16 protein-coding genes are annotated in these 17,330 nt (G+C 57.0%); 10 read left to right on the top strand and 6 right to left on the bottom strand.

The window, feature by feature from the left end:
* The first annotated feature begins 74 nt into the window (after positions 1-74).
* The 3 genes from znuA (at position 75) to lpxM (ending at position 3,445) form a co-directional block, all read left to right on the top strand.
* Positions 75-1,019 carry a zinc ABC transporter substrate-binding protein ZnuA gene (gene znuA, locus ACOYA6_RS09685; RefSeq protein ID WP_223073997.1) on the top strand — a complete coding sequence of 315 codons (945 nt, stop codon included), beginning with the start codon at positions 75-77 and terminating at the stop codon, positions 1,017-1,019.
* A 15-nt stretch (positions 1,020-1,034) separates the two neighbouring features.
* Complete coding sequence (mepM, locus tag ACOYA6_RS09680) at positions 1,035-2,357, top strand: murein DD-endopeptidase MepM (RefSeq protein WP_422654602.1); 1,323 nt, start codon at positions 1,035-1,037, stop codon at positions 2,355-2,357.
* 116 nt (positions 2,358-2,473) lie between these two features.
* Complete coding sequence (gene lpxM, locus ACOYA6_RS09675) at positions 2,474-3,445, top strand: lauroyl-Kdo(2)-lipid IV(A) myristoyltransferase (protein ID WP_312187523.1); 972 nt, start codon at positions 2,474-2,476, stop codon at positions 3,443-3,445.
* Positions 3,446-3,498: 53 nt separating this feature from the next.
* Here the strand turns inward: lpxM and pyk are convergent, their stop codons facing one another.
* Together pyk and ACOYA6_RS09665 are read right to left on the bottom strand one after the other, a co-directional pair.
* Entirely contained in the window at positions 3,499-4,941 is a 1,443-nt protein-coding gene (pyk, locus tag ACOYA6_RS09670; RefSeq protein WP_039030820.1) for a pyruvate kinase, read from the bottom strand.
* 123 nt (positions 4,942-5,064) lie between these two features.
* A complete protein-coding gene (locus ACOYA6_RS09665) occupies positions 5,065-5,970 on the bottom strand; it encodes a MurR/RpiR family transcriptional regulator (protein ID WP_072036696.1) in 906 nt (301 codons plus the stop codon).
* Positions 5,971-6,292: 322 nt separating this feature from the next.
* Between ACOYA6_RS09665 and zwf the strand changes: the two genes are divergently transcribed.
* From zwf to ACOYA6_RS09650, 3 genes are all read left to right on the top strand, one after another.
* Positions 6,293-7,768, top strand: a complete 1,476-nt coding sequence (gene zwf, locus ACOYA6_RS09660; RefSeq protein ID WP_039030819.1) for a glucose-6-phosphate dehydrogenase — start codon at positions 6,293-6,295, stop codon at positions 7,766-7,768.
* Between the two features lie 234 nt (positions 7,769-8,002).
* Positions 8,003-9,814: a phosphogluconate dehydratase gene (edd, locus tag ACOYA6_RS09655; protein WP_039030818.1), complete on the top strand. Its 1,812-nt coding sequence runs from the start codon at positions 8,003-8,005 to the stop codon at positions 9,812-9,814.
* Positions 9,815-9,853: 39 nt separating this feature from the next.
* Entirely contained in the window at positions 9,854-10,495 is a 642-nt protein-coding gene (locus tag ACOYA6_RS09650; RefSeq protein ID WP_039030817.1) for a bifunctional 4-hydroxy-2-oxoglutarate aldolase/2-dehydro-3-deoxy-phosphogluconate aldolase, read from the top strand.
* Positions 10,496-10,570: 75 nt separating this feature from the next.
* On the opposite strand, the gene purT is transcribed toward ACOYA6_RS09650, so the two are convergent.
* Positions 10,571-11,749, bottom strand: a complete 1,179-nt coding sequence (gene purT, locus ACOYA6_RS09645) for a formate-dependent phosphoribosylglycinamide formyltransferase (RefSeq protein ID WP_138369346.1) — start codon at positions 11,747-11,749, stop codon at positions 10,571-10,573.
* Positions 11,750-11,897: 148 nt separating this feature from the next.
* Here purT and yebF point away from each other — a divergent pair, with 148 nt between their 5' ends.
* From yebF to ptrB, 3 genes are all read left to right on the top strand, one after another.
* The gene (gene yebF, locus ACOYA6_RS09640; protein ID WP_039030815.1) at positions 11,898-12,245 is read left to right on the top strand and encodes a protein YebF; all 348 of its coding nucleotides are present in this window, start codon (positions 11,898-11,900) and stop codon (positions 12,243-12,245) included.
* An 87-nt stretch (positions 12,246-12,332) separates the two neighbouring features.
* A complete protein-coding gene (locus ACOYA6_RS09635; RefSeq protein WP_039030814.1) occupies positions 12,333-12,983 on the top strand; it encodes a tellurite resistance TerB family protein in 651 nt (216 codons plus the stop codon).
* Positions 12,984-13,073: 90 nt separating this feature from the next.
* Positions 13,074-15,155 (top strand): oligopeptidase B, encoded by a 2,082-nt coding sequence (ptrB, locus tag ACOYA6_RS09630; protein ID WP_422654601.1) that lies wholly within the window; start codon positions 13,074-13,076, stop codon positions 15,153-15,155.
* Here the strand turns inward: ptrB and exoX are convergent.
* The 3 genes from exoX to ACOYA6_RS09615 all read right to left on the bottom strand — a co-directional run bounded on the left by exoX (position 15,137) and on the right by ACOYA6_RS09615 (position 16,818).
* Positions 15,137-15,799, bottom strand: coding sequence for an exodeoxyribonuclease X (exoX, locus tag ACOYA6_RS09625; protein ID WP_039030812.1), 663 nt, complete (start codon positions 15,797-15,799; stop codon positions 15,137-15,139). The genes ptrB and exoX overlap by 19 nt on opposite strands.
* A 24-nt stretch (positions 15,800-15,823) precedes the next feature.
* The gene (locus ACOYA6_RS09620; protein ID WP_422654600.1) at positions 15,824-16,480 is read right to left on the bottom strand and encodes a nitrilase-related carbon-nitrogen hydrolase; all 657 of its coding nucleotides are present in this window, start codon (positions 16,478-16,480) and stop codon (positions 15,824-15,826) included.
* A 107-nt stretch (positions 16,481-16,587) separates the two neighbouring features.
* Complete coding sequence (locus ACOYA6_RS09615; protein WP_039030810.1) at positions 16,588-16,818, bottom strand: DNA polymerase III subunit theta; 231 nt, start codon at positions 16,816-16,818, stop codon at positions 16,588-16,590.
* Between the two features lie 136 nt (positions 16,819-16,954).
* On the opposite strand from ACOYA6_RS09615, the gene yobA reads away from it, so the two are divergent.
* A complete protein-coding gene (gene yobA / locus ACOYA6_RS09610; protein ID WP_422654599.1) occupies positions 16,955-17,329 on the top strand; it encodes a CopC domain-containing protein YobA in 375 nt (124 codons plus the stop codon).
* Position 17,330 lies beyond the last annotated feature (1 nt).

The following is a 17,330-nucleotide window of genomic DNA, read 5'->3' as shown; positions in this document are numbered from 1 at the left end:
AATTTATGCTTGCAGAAGTCATCGAATGTTATAATATCACATTTCACACGTTCATTACGATGATAAGTCGCATTATGTTACAGAAAAATACGCTTCTTTTCGCAGCACTATCCGCTGCACTTTGGGGTTCAACAGCACAAGATGTTAACGCCGCCGTAGTCGCTTCGCTTAAACCGCTCGGTTTTATCGCCTCAGCTATCGCTGATGGGGTCACTGAAACGCAGGTTTTACTGCCTGATGGCGCCTCAGAACACGACTATTCCCTGCGTCCTTCCGATGTAAAACGCTTACAAAACGCGGACTTAGTTGTTTGGATTGGTCCCGACATGGAAGCCTTCATGCAGAAGTCAGCGAATCAGTTGCCTGAGGCTAAACAGGTTAATATTTCTAATCTGGCAGGCGTGAAACCGCTTCTCATGAAAGGGGAAGACGACGACGATCACGACCACGATCATGACCATGGTAGCGCGGAAAAAGGTGACGAGCATCACCATCATGGTGAGTACAATATGCACCTCTGGCTCTCACCAGAAATAGCGCGGCTTTCGGCGGTTGCAATCCACGAAAAATTAGTGGAACTTATGCCGCAAAGTCGAGCCAAACTAGACGCCAACCTGAAGGATTTTGAGGCACAACTTGCCGCAACCGACAAGCAGGTGGGTACCGAGCTCGCACCATTGAAAGGTAAAGGATATTTCGTTTTTCATGATGCCTACGGCTACTACGAAAAACACTACGGTCTTACGCCGCTTGGCCACTTCACCGTGAATCCAGAAATTCAACCTGGTGCGCAGCGTTTACATGAAATCAGAACACAGTTGGTTGAGCAAAAAGCGACCTGCGTTTTTGCTGAGCCACAGTTCAGGCCAGCGGTCGTTGAAGCCGTGGCAAGGGGTACGTCCGTGCGTATGGGCACCCTTGACCCACTGGGAACCTCTATCCAGTTGAGCAAAGCGAGCTATTCGCAGTTCCTCAGCCAACTGGCGAACCAGTATGCGAGCTGCCTGAAAGGAGATTAACGAGGAAGTGATTACGTGCAACAGATAGCCCGCTCTGTCGCCCTGGCATTTAACAATCTGCCCCGGCCCCACCGCGTCATGCTGGGGTCGCTTACAGTTCTCACCTTAGCGGTCGCCGTCTGGCGACCCTTTGTCTATCACCCTAATTCCGCACCGGTTATCAGGACCATCGAGCTGGAAAAGAACGAAATCCGCTCGCTGCTGCCGGAAGCCAGTGAACCTATCGATCAGGCGCCACAGGAAGAAGAAGCCATCCCTCAGGATGAGCTGGATGAAAAAACCGAAGCCGAAGTCGGCGTGCACGAATATGTCGTGTCAACGGGCGATACCTTAAGCAGCGTGCTGAATCAGTACGGTATCGATATGGGCGAAATCAGCCGTCTTGCTGCCTCTGATAAAGATCTGCGAAACCTGAAAATTGGCCAGCAGCTCTCCTGGACCCTCACCGACAGCGGTGATTTACAGCGCCTGACCTGGGAAGTCTCCCGTCGTGAAACCCGTACCTACGATCGCGTTGAAAACGGTTTCAAGATGAGCAGCGAAATGCAGCAGGGCGACTGGGTTAACAACGCCATCAAAGGCACCTTAGGCAACGGCAGCTTTGTTGCCAGCGCCCGTGACGCAGGGCTCACCAGCGGTGAAATCAGTGCCGTGATCAAAGCCATGCAGTGGCAGATGGACTTCCGTAAGCTGAAAAAAGGCGATTCATACTCGGTGCTGATGTCCCGCGAAATGCTGGACGGCAAGCGCGAGCAGAGCCAGCTGCTGGGGGTTCGTTTACGCTCGGACGGTAAAGATTATTACGCCATCCGCGCCGAAGACGGCAAATTCTACGATCGTAACGGTACCGGTCTGGCGAAAGGCTTCTTACGCTTCCCGACCTCAAAACAGTTCCGTGTCTCTTCGAACTTTAACCCGCGTCGTCTGAACCCGGTCACCGGTCGCGTTGCACCGCACCGTGGCGTGGACTTCGCCATGCCGCAGGGCACGCCGGTTCTGGCAGTCGGTGACGGCGAAGTGGTAATGGCAAAACGCAGCGGCGCGGCAGGCTATTATGTCGCCGTCCGTCACGGGCGTACCTATACCACCCGCTATATGCACCTGCGTAAGCTGCTGGTGAAGCCGGGCCAGAAGGTTAAACGTGGCGACCGCATTGCGCTCTCCGGTAATACCGGCCGTTCAACCGGTCCGCACCTGCATTATGAAGTATGGATCAACCAGCAGGCGGTCAACCCGTTAACGGCCAAGCTGCCGCGTACGGAAGGGCTGACCGGCAAAGACCGCAGCGATTACCTGGCGCAGGTCAAAGAGGTTATTCCGCAGCTGACGCTGGATTAATTCTGCAGCAATCAAAGCCGGTGCATGACTGCACCGGCTTTTTCTTTTGTGCCTTGCGCATGGCCTCGCTAAACTAACGCATTACTCTTTTAAGCATCACCCGCCCTGGAAAAAGCATGGAAACCCAAAAAAACAACAGTGAATACATTCCGGAATTTGAGAAATCCTTTCGTCACCCGCGCTTCTGGGGCGCCTGGCTGGGAGTCTATGCCTTTGCGGGTATTGCGATGCTCCCGGCGTCCGTGCGCGATCCGCTCCTCGGCAAAGTAGGGCGTCTGGCGGGTAAGCTGGGTAAAAGCGCCCGCCGTCGCGCGCAGATCAACCTCTTTTACTGCTTCCCGGAAAAGAGCGAAGCGGAGCGTGAAGCGATCATCGATGAGATGTTCACCACCGCACCGCAGGCGATGGCGATGATGGGCGAGCTGGCTATTCGCGGGCCAGAAAAAGTGGCCAGCCGTGTCGACTGGAAAGGGCTGGAGATCATTGAGGAGATGCGTCGCAACGACGAAAAGGTGATTTTCCTGGTGCCGCACGGCTGGGGCGTGGATATCCCGGCGATGCTGATGGCCTCCCAGGGGCAGAAAATGGCGGCGATGTTCCACAATCAGGGGAACAAGGTCTTCGATTACGTGTGGAATACGGTGCGTCGTCGCTTTGGTGGCCGTCTGCATGCCCGTAACGACGGCATCAAACCCTTTATTAAGTCCGTTCGCCAGGGCTACTGGGGCTATTATCTGCCGGACCAGGATCACGGGCCTGAACACAGCGAGTTTGTCGATTTCTTTGCCACCTATAAGGCGACCCTGCCCGCCATTGGCCGGTTAATGAAAGTATGCCAGGCGCGGGTGATCCCGTTATTCCCGATTTACGATGGTAAAACCCATCGCCTGACGATTGAAGTGCGCCCGCCGATGGATGACCTGCTCACCGCTGACGACAATACGATTGCGCGCCGGATGAACGAAGAGGTGGAGATTCTGGTGGGGCCGCATGCGGAGCAGTACACCTGGATCCTGAAGCTGTTGAAGACGCGTAAGCCCGGCGAGAAAGAGCCGTACAAGCGCAAAGAGCTGTATCCGAAGAAATAAAGAAATAAAAATCCCCCGGTTTCGGGGGATTTTTTTTATTGCCGGGCGGCGAATTACTCGACGGTCATCACGCGGGTGGTGTTGGTCGAACCGATGGTGCTCATCACATCGCCCTGAGTCACGATAACGATATCCCCGGAGACCAGGTAGCCTTTATCGCGCAGCAGGTTCACGGCGTCGTTGGCCGCAGCCACGCCGTCGCTGTTGCTGTCGAAGAACACCGGCGTCACGCCACGGTACAGGGCGGTCAGGTTCAGGGTGCGCTCATGACGGGACATAGCGAAGATCGGCAGGCCGGAGCTGATACGGGAGGTCATTAGCGCGGTGCGGCCGGATTCGGTCATGGTGATGATGGCGGTAACGCCCTTCAGGTGGTTTGCCGCATACATGGCGGACATCGCAATCGCTTCTTCCACGTTGTCGAACTGAATGTCCAGACGGTGCTTGGAGACGTTGATGCTTGGGATCTTCTCTGCACCCAGGCAGACACGCGCCATCGCGGCTACGGTCTCTGCCGGATACTGACCTGCAGCGGTTTCGGCTGACAGCATCACGGCATCGGTGCCGTCGAGCACGGCGTTCGCCACGTCCATAACTTCCGCACGGGTCGGCATTGGGTTAGTGATCATCGACTCCATCATCTGGGTCGCGGTGATCACGGAGCGGTTAAGCTGACGCGCGCGGCGGATCAGCGCCTTCTGGATCCCGACCAGTTCCGGGTCGCCAATTTCAACGCCCAGGTCACCACGGGCTACCATCACCACGTCGGAGGCCAGGATGATGTCATCCATCGCATCCTGACTGCATACCGCTTCAGCACGCTCTACTTTTGCCACGATTTTGGCATCGCAGCCTGCATCGCGCGCCAGGCGGCGGGCATAGTTCAGATCTTCGCCGCAGCGCGGGAAGGAGACGGCCAGGTAATCCACGCCGATTTCAGCGGCGGTGATGATGTCAGCTTTGTCTTTTTCGGTCAGGGCTTCGGCAGAGAGGCCGCCGCCCAGCTTGTTAATGCCTTTATTGTTGGAGAGCGGGCCGCCAACGGTCACTTCGGTGAAGACCTTCATGCCATTCACTTCCAGCACTTTCAGCTGAACGCGGCCGTCGTCGAGCAGCAGGATATCGCCCGGCACCACGTCAGCAGGCAGTCCTTTATAGTCGATCCCGACTTTCTCTTTATCGCCTTCGCCTTTGCTCAGGTTGGCGTCGAGCAGGAACTTATCACCGATGTTGAGGAAAACTTTGCCCTCTTTAAAGGTGGAAACACGAATCTTTGGACCCTGCAGATCACCGAGGATAGCAACATGACGTCCCAGTTTTGCCGCGATCTCACGGACCTTGTCTGCACGTAATTTATGATCTTCCGGCGTACCGTGAGAGAAGTTCATACGCACTACGTTGGCGCCTGCGGCGATGATTTTCTCGAGGTTATTATCGCGGTCAGTTGCCGGGCCTAAGGTGGTAACGATCTTGGTTCTGCGAAGCCTTCTGGACATGTAATACTCCGTTGTCTGAAACAACCTGGTGTTGCGTGAACGATGATTCGGCACGTTGTCCGTCTTTATTGAAACTGGAAACTTACCGAATGCCGAAAAAAGAAACAACTAAGTTATTGACGATCAGGGAACATCGCCCTTAATGAACAATTCTTTATCAAAACGCGATTCCTTAAGCGCTTCCTTGACGCGCTTCAAGTTATCTCTGAATTTCGCCCCGCGGCGCAGGGTAAAGCCGGTGGCGAGCACATCGATGACGGTAAGCTGCGCCAGACGCGACACCATCGGCATATAGATATCGGTGTCTTCGGGCACGTCGAGGGTGATCGCCAGGGTCGCTTCACGCGCCAGCGGTGTACCGGTGGTGGTGAGCGCAATCACCATGGCATCGTTTTCACGCGCCAGCTGCGCCAGTTCAACCAGACTTTTGGTGCGGCCAGTATGCGATATCAAGACCACCACGTCATCTTCGTTACAATTCATACAGCTCATGCGTTGCAGCACGATGTCGTCGGAATAGATAACCGGGACGTTAAAGCGAAAAAATTTGTTCATCGCATCGTGGGCGACCGCGGCGGATGACCCGAGGCCAAAGAAGGCAATTTTCTTTGCCTGGGTCAGCAGATCCACAGCGCGGTTAACCGAGGTCATATCCAGCGACTGGCGCACCTGATCCAGCGTCGCCATGGCCGATTCGAAAATCTTGCCGGTATACGCCTCTACGCTGTCGTCTTCATCAACGTTACGGTTCACATAAGGCGTACCGTTCGCCAGACTTTGCGCCAGATGCAGTTTAAAATCAGGGAATCCACGCGTCTCCATGCTGCGGCAGAACCGGTTGACGGTCGGTTCGCTAACCCCGGACTCCTGCGCCAGGGCGGCAATGCTGGAATGAATGGCCTGAGCGGGGGCGGCGAGAATTACTTCAGCCACTTTTCGCTCGGATTTGCTAAGGTGTTCCAGTTGAAACTGGATTTTTTCCAGCATGTTCATTTTTAACACGACGCTCATCGGTGGAAGCGATTTCATTAATGGGTGAAATCGCGATTCGAATTAGCAAGAATATACGCCTGTGATATGCCGAAAGGGTCAAACCGTGGAAAAAATGTTGTTGTTTTTTTTCATTACTTGATCGCTGTCGGATTTTAGCAACGGCCTGGCAGAACAAAGTTTCACCTGTTTCACCGCCATGACCCGACCCGATGCGCGCCGCGGGCGAAATATCGCCGTATCGCACGCGAGGATAAGCGCAAATGGTTTCGGGAATGACGTAAAAGCAGTACAGTGCATGTAATAAAATTACAACGATATTCTGGCAAAAGCACCAGGGTATCCAACTGAGGAGAATGACATGGCGGTAACGCAAACAGCCCAGGCATGTGACCTGGTCATTTTCGGCGCGAAAGGCGATCTTGCACGCCGTAAATTGCTGCCTTCCCTGTATCAACTGGAAAAAGCGGGTCAAATCCACCCGGACACCCGCATCCTGGGCGTAGGCCGTGCGGACTGGGATAAAGACGCGTATACCAAAATCGTGCGTGAAGCGCTGGAAACTTTCATGAAAGAGAAAATCGATGAAAGTTTGTGGGATACGCTGAGCGGACGTCTCGATTTCTGCAACCTCGACGTGAACGACACGTCGGCATTTGCCAACCTGAGCGCAATGCTCGATCAAAAAAATCGCGTCACCATTAACTACTTCGCCATGCCGCCAAGCACCTTCGGCGCCATCTGCAAAGGGCTGGGCGAAGCGAAGCTGAACGCCAAGCCTGCGCGCGTGGTGATGGAAAAGCCGCTGGGCACCTCGCTGGCGACCTCCCGCGAAATCAACGATCAGGTCGGCGAATACTTTGAAGAGTGCCAGGTTTACCGTATTGACCACTATCTCGGTAAAGAGACGGTACTGAACCTGCTGGCGCTGCGCTTTGCCAACTCCCTGTTCGTGAATAACTGGGATAACCGCACTATCGATCATGTGGAGATCACGGTAGCGGAAGAGGTGGGTATTGAAGGGCGCTGGGGCTACTTCGACCAGGCCGGTCAGATGCGCGACATGATCCAGAACCACCTGCTGCAGGTTCTGTGCATGATTGCCATGTCTCCGCCGTCGGATCTCAGCGCGGACAGCATTCGCGATGCGAAAGTGAAAGTCCTGAAGTCCCTGCGCCGTATCGATCGCTCCAACGTGCGCGAAAAAACGGTCCGCGGCCAGTACACCGCCGGCTTTGCCCAGGGCAAAAAAGTACCGGGCTACCTTGAGGAAGAGGGCGCGAACAAAACCAGCAACACCGAGACGTTTGTGGCGATCCGCGTGGATATTGATGACTGGCGCTGGGCGGGCGTTCCGTTCTACCTGCGTACCGGTAAACGTCTGCCTGCGAAATGCTCTGAAGTGGTCGTGTATTTCAAAAACCCGGAACTGAACCTGTTCAAAGAGTCCTGGCAGGAGCTGCCGCAGAATAAACTGACCATCCGTCTGCAGCCGGACGAAGGCGTGGACATTCAGGTACTGAACAAGGTGCCGGGCCTGGACCACAAGCACAACCTGCAGACCACCAAGCTGGATCTGAGCTACTCCGAAACCTTCAACCAGACGCATCTGGCGGATGCTTACGAGCGTCTGCTGCTGGAAACCATGCGCGGTATTCAGGCGCTGTTCGTACGCCGTGACGAAGTGGAAGAGGCGTGGAAGTGGGTCGACTCCATCACTGAAGCATGGGCGGCGGATCAGGACGCACCGAAACCGTATCAGGCGGGCACCTGGGGACCGGTTGCCTCGGTGGCGATGATCACCCGTGATGGCCGTTCCTGGAACGAGTTCGAATAAGGTTTACCGCTAATCCCTACGGGGTATTTTACCGGTAACATGATCTGGCTCAGGCCAGCGCACAATAATTAATCATTTAAGCTCCGGGTGGATTTCCACCCGGAGCTTTTTTTATTACACTGCCTGCAGCGATTTTGCCCCAGAGCTCCGGCAATCAAGCGTTTCAGCGATGTTACTACCTGCTAAACACTTTGTTAATTCCAGAGCGCGGACAGATAAATGACAGGAGCTTCTATGAATTCGACATTGTTACGGGTAACACAGCGCATCGTTGAGCGTTCAAAACAGACCCGTTCTGCCTACCTCGCTCGCATCCAGCAGGCGAAGTCCGATACGGTTCATCGTTCGCAGCTGGCCTGCGGCAATCTGGCGCACGGTTTTGCTGCCTGCCAGCCAGAAGATAAAGCCTCGCTGAAAAGCATGCTGCGTAACAATATCGCCATCATCACCTCCTACAACGACATGCTCTCGGCGCACCAGCCGTACGAGACCTACCCGGATATCATTCGTAAAGCGCTGCACCAGGCCAATGCGGTAGGCCAGGTCGCGGGCGGTGTGCCTGCCATGTGCGACGGTGTAACTCAAGGCCAGGACGGGATGGAGCTGTCCCTGCTGAGCCGGGAAGTGATCGCCATGTCCACGGCGGTGGGGCTTTCCCATAACATGTTTGATGGCGCGCTCTACCTCGGCGTGTGCGACAAGATTGTCCCGGGCCTGACGATGGCGGCGCTGTCGTTTGGTCATCTGCCTGCGCTGTTCGTACCGTCAGGCCCGATGGCGAGCGGCCTTGCCAACAAAGAGAAAGTGCGTATTCGCCAGCTCTATGCCGAAGGCAAAGTGGATCGCATGGCGCTGCTGGAGTCCGAGGCCGCCTCCTACCATGCTCCGGGTACCTGTACCTTCTACGGCACCGCCAACACCAACCAGATGGTGGTGGAGTTTATGGGGATGCAGCTGCCCGGTTCGTCGTTTGTCCATCCTGACGCCCCCCTGCGCGAAGCGTTGACCGCAGCCGCTGCCCGCCAGGTGACCCGCCTGACCGGTAACGGCAACGAGTGGATGCCGCTCGGTAAAATGGTCGACGAGAAAGTGGTGGTGAACGGTATCGTGGCCCTGCTGGCGACGGGCGGTTCAACGAACCACACCATGCACATGGTGGCGATGGCGCGTGCGGCCGGGATCCAGATCAACTGGGATGATTTCTCTGACCTGTCTGAAGTGGTTCCGCTGATGACCCGTCTGTATCCGAATGGCCCGGCCGATATCAACCATTTCCAGGCCGCGGGCGGCGTCCCGGTGCTGATGCGTGAGCTGATGAAAGGCGGCCTGCTGCATGAAGATGTTAATACCGTGGCCGGTTTCGGCCTGAAACGCTACACCTTAGAGCCGTGGCTGAACGACGGCGAGCTGGACTGGCGCGAAGGGGCGCAGGCCTCGCTGGATGACAGCGTAATAGCCACCTTTGACAAGCCCTTCTCCCACCACGGCGGCACCAAAGTGCTGAACGGCAACCTGGGCCGTGCGGTGATGAAGACCTCTGCGGTTCCGGTGGAAAATCAGGTTATTGAAGCCCCGGCGGTTGTTTTCGAAAGCCAGCATGACGTGCTGCCAGCCTTTGAAGCCGGTCTGCTGGACAAAGATTGCGTCGTTGTTGTCCGTCATCAGGGACCCAAAGCGAACGGAATGCCAGAATTACATAAACTAATGCCGCCACTTGGTGTATTATTGGACCGCCGTTTCAAAATTGCGTTAGTTACCGATGGACGCCTCTCCGGTGCATCGGGTAAAGTGCCTTCCGCCATCCACGTCACCCCGGAAGCTTATGACGGTGGACTGCTGGCGAAAGTGTACGATGGCGATATCATCCGCGTTAACGGTCAGACAGGCGAGTTGACCTTACTGGTGGATGAGGCGGTACTGGCCGCACGTAAGCCGCATATTCCTGACCTGAGCGCATCGCGCGTGGGAACGGGACGCGAAATGTTCAGCGCGTTACGCGAGAACCTCTCGGGTGCAGAACAGGGCGCGACCTGTATTACGTTTTAAGACGACAAGAATTATCGATCTGGCGAGAGAAAAACTCTGATGAAAAACTGGAATACAAGTGCAGAAGCAATCCTGAAAACTGGCCCGGTAGTGCCGGTTATCGTGATTAATAAGCTGGAACACGCAGTCCCGATGGCGAAAGCGCTGGTTGCGGGCGGTGTACGCGTACTGGAAGTCACGCTGCGTACTGCCTGTGCAATGGATGCCATTCGCGCCATCGCCAAAGAAGTACCGGAAGCCATCATCGGTGCAGGCACCGTCCTGAACCCGCAGCAGCTGGCTGAAGTGACCGAAGCCGGTGCGCAGTTTGCCATCAGCCCGGGCCTGACCGAGCCTCTGCTGAAAGCCGCTACCGAAGGCTCCATCCCGCTGATCCCGGGCATCAGCACCGTTTCTGAGCTGATGCTGGGTCTGGACTACGGCCTGCAGGAGTTCAAATTCTTCCCGGCGGAAGCCAACGGCGGCACCAAAGCGCTGCAGGCTATCGCAGGTCCGTTCGCTAACGTCCGTTTCTGCCCGACTGGCGGTATCTCTCCGGCGAACTACCGTGACTACCTGGCGCTGAAGAGCGTGCTGTGCATCGGCGGCTCCTGGCTGGTTCCGGCGGACGCGATGGAAGCGGGCGACTGGGATCGCATCACCAAGCTGGCGCGCGAAGCGGTAGAAGGCGCGCAGCAGTAAGGTTTTGTTTTGCCGGGTGGCGGCTTCGCCTTACCCGGCCTACGCCAATAAAAACGGGCCAGGCGGCCCGTTTTTTTATCCTGCAACCTGCACGCTGGCGGCGGCTTTTTTTGCCCGCTCAACGGCGTCTTCTACGCTGTCGGCCGTTGCCAGCGCCACGCCCAGACGACGCGAGCCCTCGATCTCCGGCTTACCGAACAGACGCAGCTGCAGGCCTGCGCCCACTGCGGCATCGACGTTATCAAAGATGACGTTCTGGCTGGTCAGCTGCGGCAGGATCACCGCCGACGCCGCCGGGCCGTACTGACGCACGCCGCCGACCGGCAGGCCGAGGAAAGCACGAACGTGCAGGGCAAACTCAGAGAGATCCTGCGAAATTAAGGTCACCATACCGGTGTCGTGCGGACGCGGAGAGACTTCGCTGAAGATCACCTCGTCACCGCAGACGAACAGCTCCACGCCAAACAGGCCGTGGCCGCCCAGGGCCAGCACCACTTTGCGGGAGATCTCCTCGGCCCGTTCCCGGGCCAGCGGGCTCATCTGCTGCGGCTGCCAGGATTCACGGTAGTCGCCATCTTCCTGGCGATGACCAATAGGATCGCAGAAATGGACGCCATCGACGGCGCTGACGGTCAGGAGGGTGATCTCAAAATCAAACTTCACCACCCCCTCAACGATCACGCGTCCGGCCCCGGCGCGGCCGCCCTGTTGGGCGTAATCCCAGGCTTTATCCAGCTGCTCTGGGCTGCGCACAAAGCTCTGCCCTTTACCGGAGGAGCTCATCACCGGCTTAATGATGCACGGGTAGCCAATTTCGGCGACGGCCTGCAGAAAATCAGCTTTGCTGTCGGCGAAACGGTAGCTTGAGGTGGGCAGAGCCAGCTCTTCCGCCGCCAGACGACGAATACCTTCCCGGTTCATGGTCAGCTTCGCGGCGCGGGCGCAGGGCACCACGCGCTGGCCTTCAGCTTCCAGCGCCAGCAGGGTGTCGGTGGCGATAGCTTCGATTTCCGGCACCACAAAGTGCGGCTGCTCTTTGGCGATCAGGGCGCGCAGGGCATCGCCATCTAGCATATTAATGACGTGTGAGCGGTGAGCAACGTGCATCGCTGGCGCATCGGCATAGCGGTCAACGGCGATCACTTCGACACCCAGACGCTGGCACTCAATGGCCACCTCTTTGCCCAGTTCACCCGAGCCCAGCAGCATCACACGCGTCGCTGCCGGACGCAGCGCAGTTCCTAAACGAGTCATAATAATTCCCCTGAAAAAGTTGCGCGCAGTATAAACGAAAACGTTTGCGTCTGTCTTGTGTTGCGAAAATCCATCAGGCTGACAGGCGGTTATTTGCATCGCGCCATTTTTCGACCATGCTTTTGTTGAACCAAAACAGGAGAGCATGATGAACAAAACAGGGGTAGCGATAGCACTGCTGGCCGCCAGCCTGACGGCCCAGGCTGCAGATGAAAAAACCGTGAAATTTCCGGCCTGCGAAGGTCAGGATGCCGAAGGGATTGCCGCCAGCGTGAAGCGGGATTATCTGCAAAACCGCATTGTGCGATGGGCGGACGATCAGAAAACGCTGGGCCAGGCCGATCCGGTCGCCTGGATCAATCCTAAGCAGGTGAAAGGGGAGAACGACCATTGGACGGTACCGCTGACGGTGCGCGGCAAAAACACCGATATTCACTATCAGGTTAAGATCGACTGTAAAGCGGGCAGCGCGCAGTATCTGTCGTCGAAGAGATGAATTTTCGCTTCTTTTGCTGACGCAGACATTTCCTGACATCCCCTCGCTTACGCTGAGAAATTCATCCACCGTTTAGTGAGGGTAAACATGTCAAACTGGTTGAATCAACTACAGTCTCTGCTCGGGCAAAAAGGGTCGTCATCGTCCGGTGAAGGCTTAAGTAAAATGCTGACGCCGGGGGCGCTTGGCGGCCTCGCCGGGCTGCTGGTGGCGAATAAATCCTCGCGTAAGTTACTCAGCAAATACGGCACCGGTGCCCTGCTTGCCGGCGGTGGTGCCATTGCCGGTACCGTGCTGTGGAACAAGTACAAAGACAGAATACGCAGCGCGCACCAGGACGAGCCACAGTTTGGACAGCAGGCCTCGCCGCTGGACGTGCGCACCGAAAGGCTGATCCTGGCGTTGGTCTTTGCCGCCAAGAGTGACGGCCATATCGACGACCAGGAGCGGGCCGCCATTGAACAGCAGCTGCGGGAAGCGGGCGTGGAGGAGCAGGGCAGGGCGCTGGTGGCGCGCGCCATCGAACAACCGCTCGATCCTGCGCGTCTGGCCCAGGGGATCCAGAATGAAGAGGAGGCCCTGGAACTCTACTTCCTGAGCTGTGCGGCCATCGATATCGATCACTTTATGGAGCGCAGCTATCTCAATGCGCTGGGCGATGCGCTGAAAATCCCGGCGGACGTGCGGGAAGGGATTGAGCAGGATATTCGCCAGCAAAAACAAGCGCTACCCGGCTAGTTTTTTACCCCTGTCAGCACCGTTTCGCTTGCATCGTGCGCATGTTTTGCCAACCTTATAGGGTGTTAAACGTAAAAGAATCATACCGCCATGCCACCTAAAGCCCAACGCATACCGCACGCTCTCACCGCGCACGGTGACACGCGTATCGACAACTATTACTGGTTGCGGGACGACACCCGCTCGCAGCCGGAGGTGCTGGACTACCTCCACGCGGAAAACGACTATGGCCGCAGGGTCATGGCGACGCAGCAGGCGCTGCAGGATCGCCTGCTTGGTGAAATGGTCGAACGCGTCCCGCAGCGTGACGTCTCAGCCCCCTGGAGTCGAAATGGCTATCGTTACCGGCACGTTTATGAACCCGGTAACGAATACGCCATCTATCAGCGCCAGTCGGTACTCTGCGCCGAGTGGGAGGACTGGGAGACGCTGCTGGATGCGAACCAGCGCGCGGCGCACAGCGAGTTTTATACCCTGGGCGGAATGGCGGTATCGCCGGATAACGCCACTATGGCGCTGGCCGAAGATTACCTCTCCCGACGGCAGTATGGCTTACGTTTTCGCAATCTCGAGACCGGGAACTGGTTCCCGGAGATGCTTGATAACGTCTCACCCGACTTTATCTGGGCCAACGATTCCGAAACGGTCTACTACATCAAAAAGCACGCCACCACCCTGCACCCTTATCAGGTCTGGCGGCATACGGTGGGCACCTCGTCGAAGAGCGACGAACTGGTGTATGAGGAGAAAGACGAAACCTTTTACGTCAGCCTGCATAAGACTACCTCAAAGCACTATGTGATTATCTTCCTTGCCAGCGCCACCACCACCGAAGTGCTGCTGCTGGATGCCGAACTGCCGGACGCCCAGCCGCTGTGCTTTATGCCGCGGCGCAAGGATCATGAGTACAGTCTCGATCACTTCCAGCACACCTTCTATCTGCGCTCCAACCGGGAAGGCAAAAACTTTGGCCTGTACAAGACCAAGGTCCGCGATGAACGCAAATGGGAAGTGCTGATCCCGCCCAGGGATCAGGTGATGCTCGAAGGGTTCACCCTGTTTACCGACTGGCTGGTGGTGGAAGAGCGCCAGCGCGGACTCACCAGCCTGCGGCAGATCAACCGCAAAACCCGGGAAGTGATTGGTATCGCCTTCGACGATCCCGCCTACGTCACCTGGATTGGCTACAACCCCGAGCCGGAAACCTCACGTCTGCGCTACGGCTACTCCTCCATGACCACGCCTGACACCCTGTTTGAGCTGGATATGGACACCGGACAGCGCCGGGTGCTGAAGCAGGCCGAGGTGAAAGGGTTTGACGCCGAACTTTATCGCAGCGAGCACGTGTGGATTGTCGCCCGCGACGGTACCGAAGTTCCGGTCTCGCTGGTCTACCACAAGCACCATTTCCGCAAGGGCAAAAACCCGATCCTGATCTACGGCTATGGCTCCTACGGCTCCAGCATCGACGCGGATTTCAGCGGCAGCCGCTTAAGCCTGCTCGACCGGGGGTTTGTCTTCGCTATCGCCCACATCCGGGGCGGCGGCGAGCTGGGACAAAAATGGTACGAAGACGGCAAATTCCTGAAAAAGAAGAACACCTTTAATGACTACCTCGACGTCTGCGAGGGGCTGCTGGGGCTGGGCTATGGCGATCGTAAACAGTGCTTTGCGATGGGTGGCAGCGCGGGCGGGATGCTGATGGGCACCGTGATTAACGAACGCCCGGGGCTGTTTAAAGGAGTGATCGCCCAGGTGCCGTTTGTGGATGTCCTGACCACCATGCTGGACGAGTCCATCCCGCTGACCATCGGCGAATACGAAGAGTGGGGCAATCCGCAGGATGAGACCTACTATCGCTACATGAAAGACTACAGTCCCTACGACAACGTCGGGGCGAAGGCCTATCCGCACATGCTGGTCACCACCGGTTTGCATGACTCCCAGGTGCAGTACTGGGAGCCCGCGAAGTGGGTGGCGAAGCTGCGCGAAATGAAAACCGACGATAATTTACTGCTGCTCTGCACCGACATGGACGCCGGGCATGGCGGGAAGTCCGGACGCTTCAAATCCTATGAAGGGGTGGCCCTGGAGTACGCGTTTCTGGTGGGCCTGGCTCAGGAGACGTTAACCAGCCAGGCGGCAGAGGTCGATCAGGATCCACCCAGGTAGTGCTTCAGCGTCAGACGCAGCTCCGGGCTCATCCGCTCGAGGTTGTTATACAGCCAGCGGAGATAGCCCGGATCCTTATCCGCGATTTCCGCCACCGCTTTGCCGCGATATTTCCCGAAGGTAAAGGTGGTCAGCAGCGCCGGGCGTCCGGTAATGTCGGCCATCTCGTCCGGGGTCCAGCCGGTGGTGTTCATGATGTCGATGAGCAACGCGGCGGTGATATAGCAGTCGTACAGGGCCCGGTGGTGGTGCAACCCTTCCGGCGTTCTTACGCTGAGCTTGCGCGACTTGTAGAGCGCCATATTGCTGTATTTGATCCCCGGCCATAAGCGCCGCGCCAGCTTCATGGTGCAGATCCACTCCCCGGGCATCTCGGGCAGCACGCGGCGATCGAAGCTGGCGTTATGCGCCACATACCATGGGCTGCCGTGGTAGTGCGGGATCACCTCTTCAATCCAGGGTTTGTCGGCGACCATCGCCTCGGTGATGCGGTGGATAGCCATCGCCTGCGGGCTGATAGGGCGATCCGGACGGACCAGATGGCTGCGTGGATTGACGATCTGCCCGTTTACAACGTCGACAGAGGCGACTTCCACAATGCCCCCCTGCAGGTCACAGGTTTCGGTGTCGATGACACGTAGCATGGCTCTCTCCTGGCCGTAAAAGGTTTAGCGTAATGGAATGATCTCACCTTGCCAACCCTGCTCAACAAAGCGCCCGGTCAATAACAGCTCGCCACGATCGGCGCGGACGATTAATTGCCCTTTAGCATCCCACAGGGCGCTTCCGCCGTCGCGGTTCGCCATCAGAACAGCGATAGCATAGCGATGGGCAAAACGCTGCAACTGCGAAAACGTGGCAGACCAGCCGGTTTCACTCACCGCCATGCCCCGGGTGAACAGGGCGGCATCAGGGGCAATATTGGGTTGATCGGGCTGAGAATCAACGATACTCAGGCCGCCGAGCCTGCTTTCCAGACAGGCACCGGCACCATGGGGGTAAAACGTGGCCCGGGGCTGGTTCGGGGTAAACCAGGCCAGTCCGGGCTGGCGCTGGCCCCAGACTTCCACGGTGATCCCGGCAATCACCGAGACGTTATGGGTATGGGCGGCATCAATAAGAGGCGTCAGCTGCTGAGCGTCAGGCGGTGCAGGAAGCTGGCCATCGGGCAGGGCCGGGCCGGTTAACGACAGCTCCGGAAAGAGCACTAAATTGCACTGCAGGCGAGCGGCGGCGGTTATAAAACGCAGATGGTGCGTGATGTGGTCATCAACGCAATGATGATTTGGACGGTACTGTGCGGCAGCAATATTCCAGTGGGACATCGTGATTTCCTTATACACGGAGTCGCAGAAATTCATAAAGCCCCTGAATGTATCAGGGGTTTTCATCCTGGCATAAACAGTGTAAGGAACTGTAACCGCGGGTAAGGTTACTTAACTTTCGGCTCCCACGGCAGGCGCGAGAGGTTGACGGAGGTTAATCGGTGAGCAATGAGCCGCTCGCGAAACCAGTCGCGCAGATGCGAGGGCTGCTCGCGTTCTACCACTTCGGCGATCACCGGCATGTTGTAGCGCTCTTTGAATGCCACACCTGCGGCGGCCAAATCGACATTCACTTTGTCCATCTCCTCCTGGGGGAGGGTGGCGAGATTAATATGCATAACCGTCTCCTTCATTTGCGGGCCAACGTTACCCAAACGGCGGGGCGTTGACAAGTCCGGACGGGATGATCCTCGACTGGATCATTATACAGAGTTATCCTCTGACAATCAGGCATAACAAAAAGGAATATATGCGATGGCACTCCGCCTTTCCCGTACGTTCAGCACTCTTACTTTGCTGCTGACCACTCTCGCGACCCCGACTGTCTTTGCTCATGCCCATCTGCAGCACCAGTATCCCGCTGCCGATGCCGCCGTTGATGCAGCACCCCAGGCGCTGACCCTCAACTTCTCCGAGGGGATCGAGCCCCGGTTCAGCGGCGTGAGCGTCACGGATGAAAAACAGCAACCCGTCGCGCTCGGGGCGGTAAAACGCAACGAGAAAGACCCGACCCAGATGATTGTGCCGATGGCCGCTCCGCTGACGGCAGGGAACTATACGGTGAAGTGGCACGTGGTCTCCGTGGATGGTCACAAGACCGAGGGCAGCTACCGTTTTAGCGTGAAATAAG

It is taken from the genome of Leclercia barmai (assembly GCF_049312895.1).
In the GTDB taxonomy this organism is placed as follows: domain Bacteria; phylum Pseudomonadota; class Gammaproteobacteria; order Enterobacterales; family Enterobacteriaceae; genus Enterobacter; species Enterobacter barmai.
This window is presented reverse-complemented; position numbering and strand designations above follow the sequence as displayed.

Coding starts and splice junctions, on each gene's coding strand:
- ACOYA6_RS09615 (WP_039030810.1), bottom strand. CDS start 16,818: ATGCATATTAATCTCGCCACCCTCCCCCAGGAGGAGATGGACAAAGTG.
- ACOYA6_RS09665 (WP_072036696.1), bottom strand. CDS start 5,970: ATGAAATCGCTTCCACCGATGAGCGTCGTGTTAAAAATGAACATGCTG.
- pyk (WP_039030820.1), bottom strand. CDS start 4,941: ATGTCCAGAAGGCTTCGCAGAACCAAGATCGTTACCACCTTAGGCCCG.
- ACOYA6_RS09635 (WP_039030814.1), top strand. CDS start 12,333: ATGTCAAACTGGTTGAATCAACTACAGTCTCTGCTCGGGCAAAAAGGG.
- yebF (WP_039030815.1), top strand. CDS start 11,898: ATGAACAAAACAGGGGTAGCGATAGCACTGCTGGCCGCCAGCCTGACG.
- lpxM (WP_312187523.1), top strand. CDS start 2,474: ATGGAAACCCAAAAAAACAACAGTGAATACATTCCGGAATTTGAGAAA.
- znuA (WP_223073997.1), top strand. CDS start 75: ATGTTACAGAAAAATACGCTTCTTTTCGCAGCACTATCCGCTGCACTT.
- ACOYA6_RS09650 (WP_039030817.1), top strand. CDS start 9,854: ATGAAAAACTGGAATACAAGTGCAGAAGCAATCCTGAAAACTGGCCCG.
- yobA (WP_422654599.1), top strand. CDS start 16,955: ATGGCACTCCGCCTTTCCCGTACGTTCAGCACTCTTACTTTGCTGCTG.
- ptrB (WP_422654601.1), top strand. CDS start 13,074: ATGCCACCTAAAGCCCAACGCATACCGCACGCTCTCACCGCGCACGGT.
- exoX (WP_039030812.1), bottom strand. CDS start 15,799: ATGCTACGTGTCATCGACACCGAAACCTGTGACCTGCAGGGGGGCATT.
- purT (WP_138369346.1), bottom strand. CDS start 11,749: ATGACTCGTTTAGGAACTGCGCTGCGTCCGGCAGCGACGCGTGTGATG.
- zwf (WP_039030819.1), top strand. CDS start 6,293: ATGGCGGTAACGCAAACAGCCCAGGCATGTGACCTGGTCATTTTCGGC.
- ACOYA6_RS09620 (WP_422654600.1), bottom strand. CDS start 16,480: ATGTCCCACTGGAATATTGCTGCCGCACAGTACCGTCCAAATCATCAT.
- edd (WP_039030818.1), top strand. CDS start 8,003: ATGAATTCGACATTGTTACGGGTAACACAGCGCATCGTTGAGCGTTCA.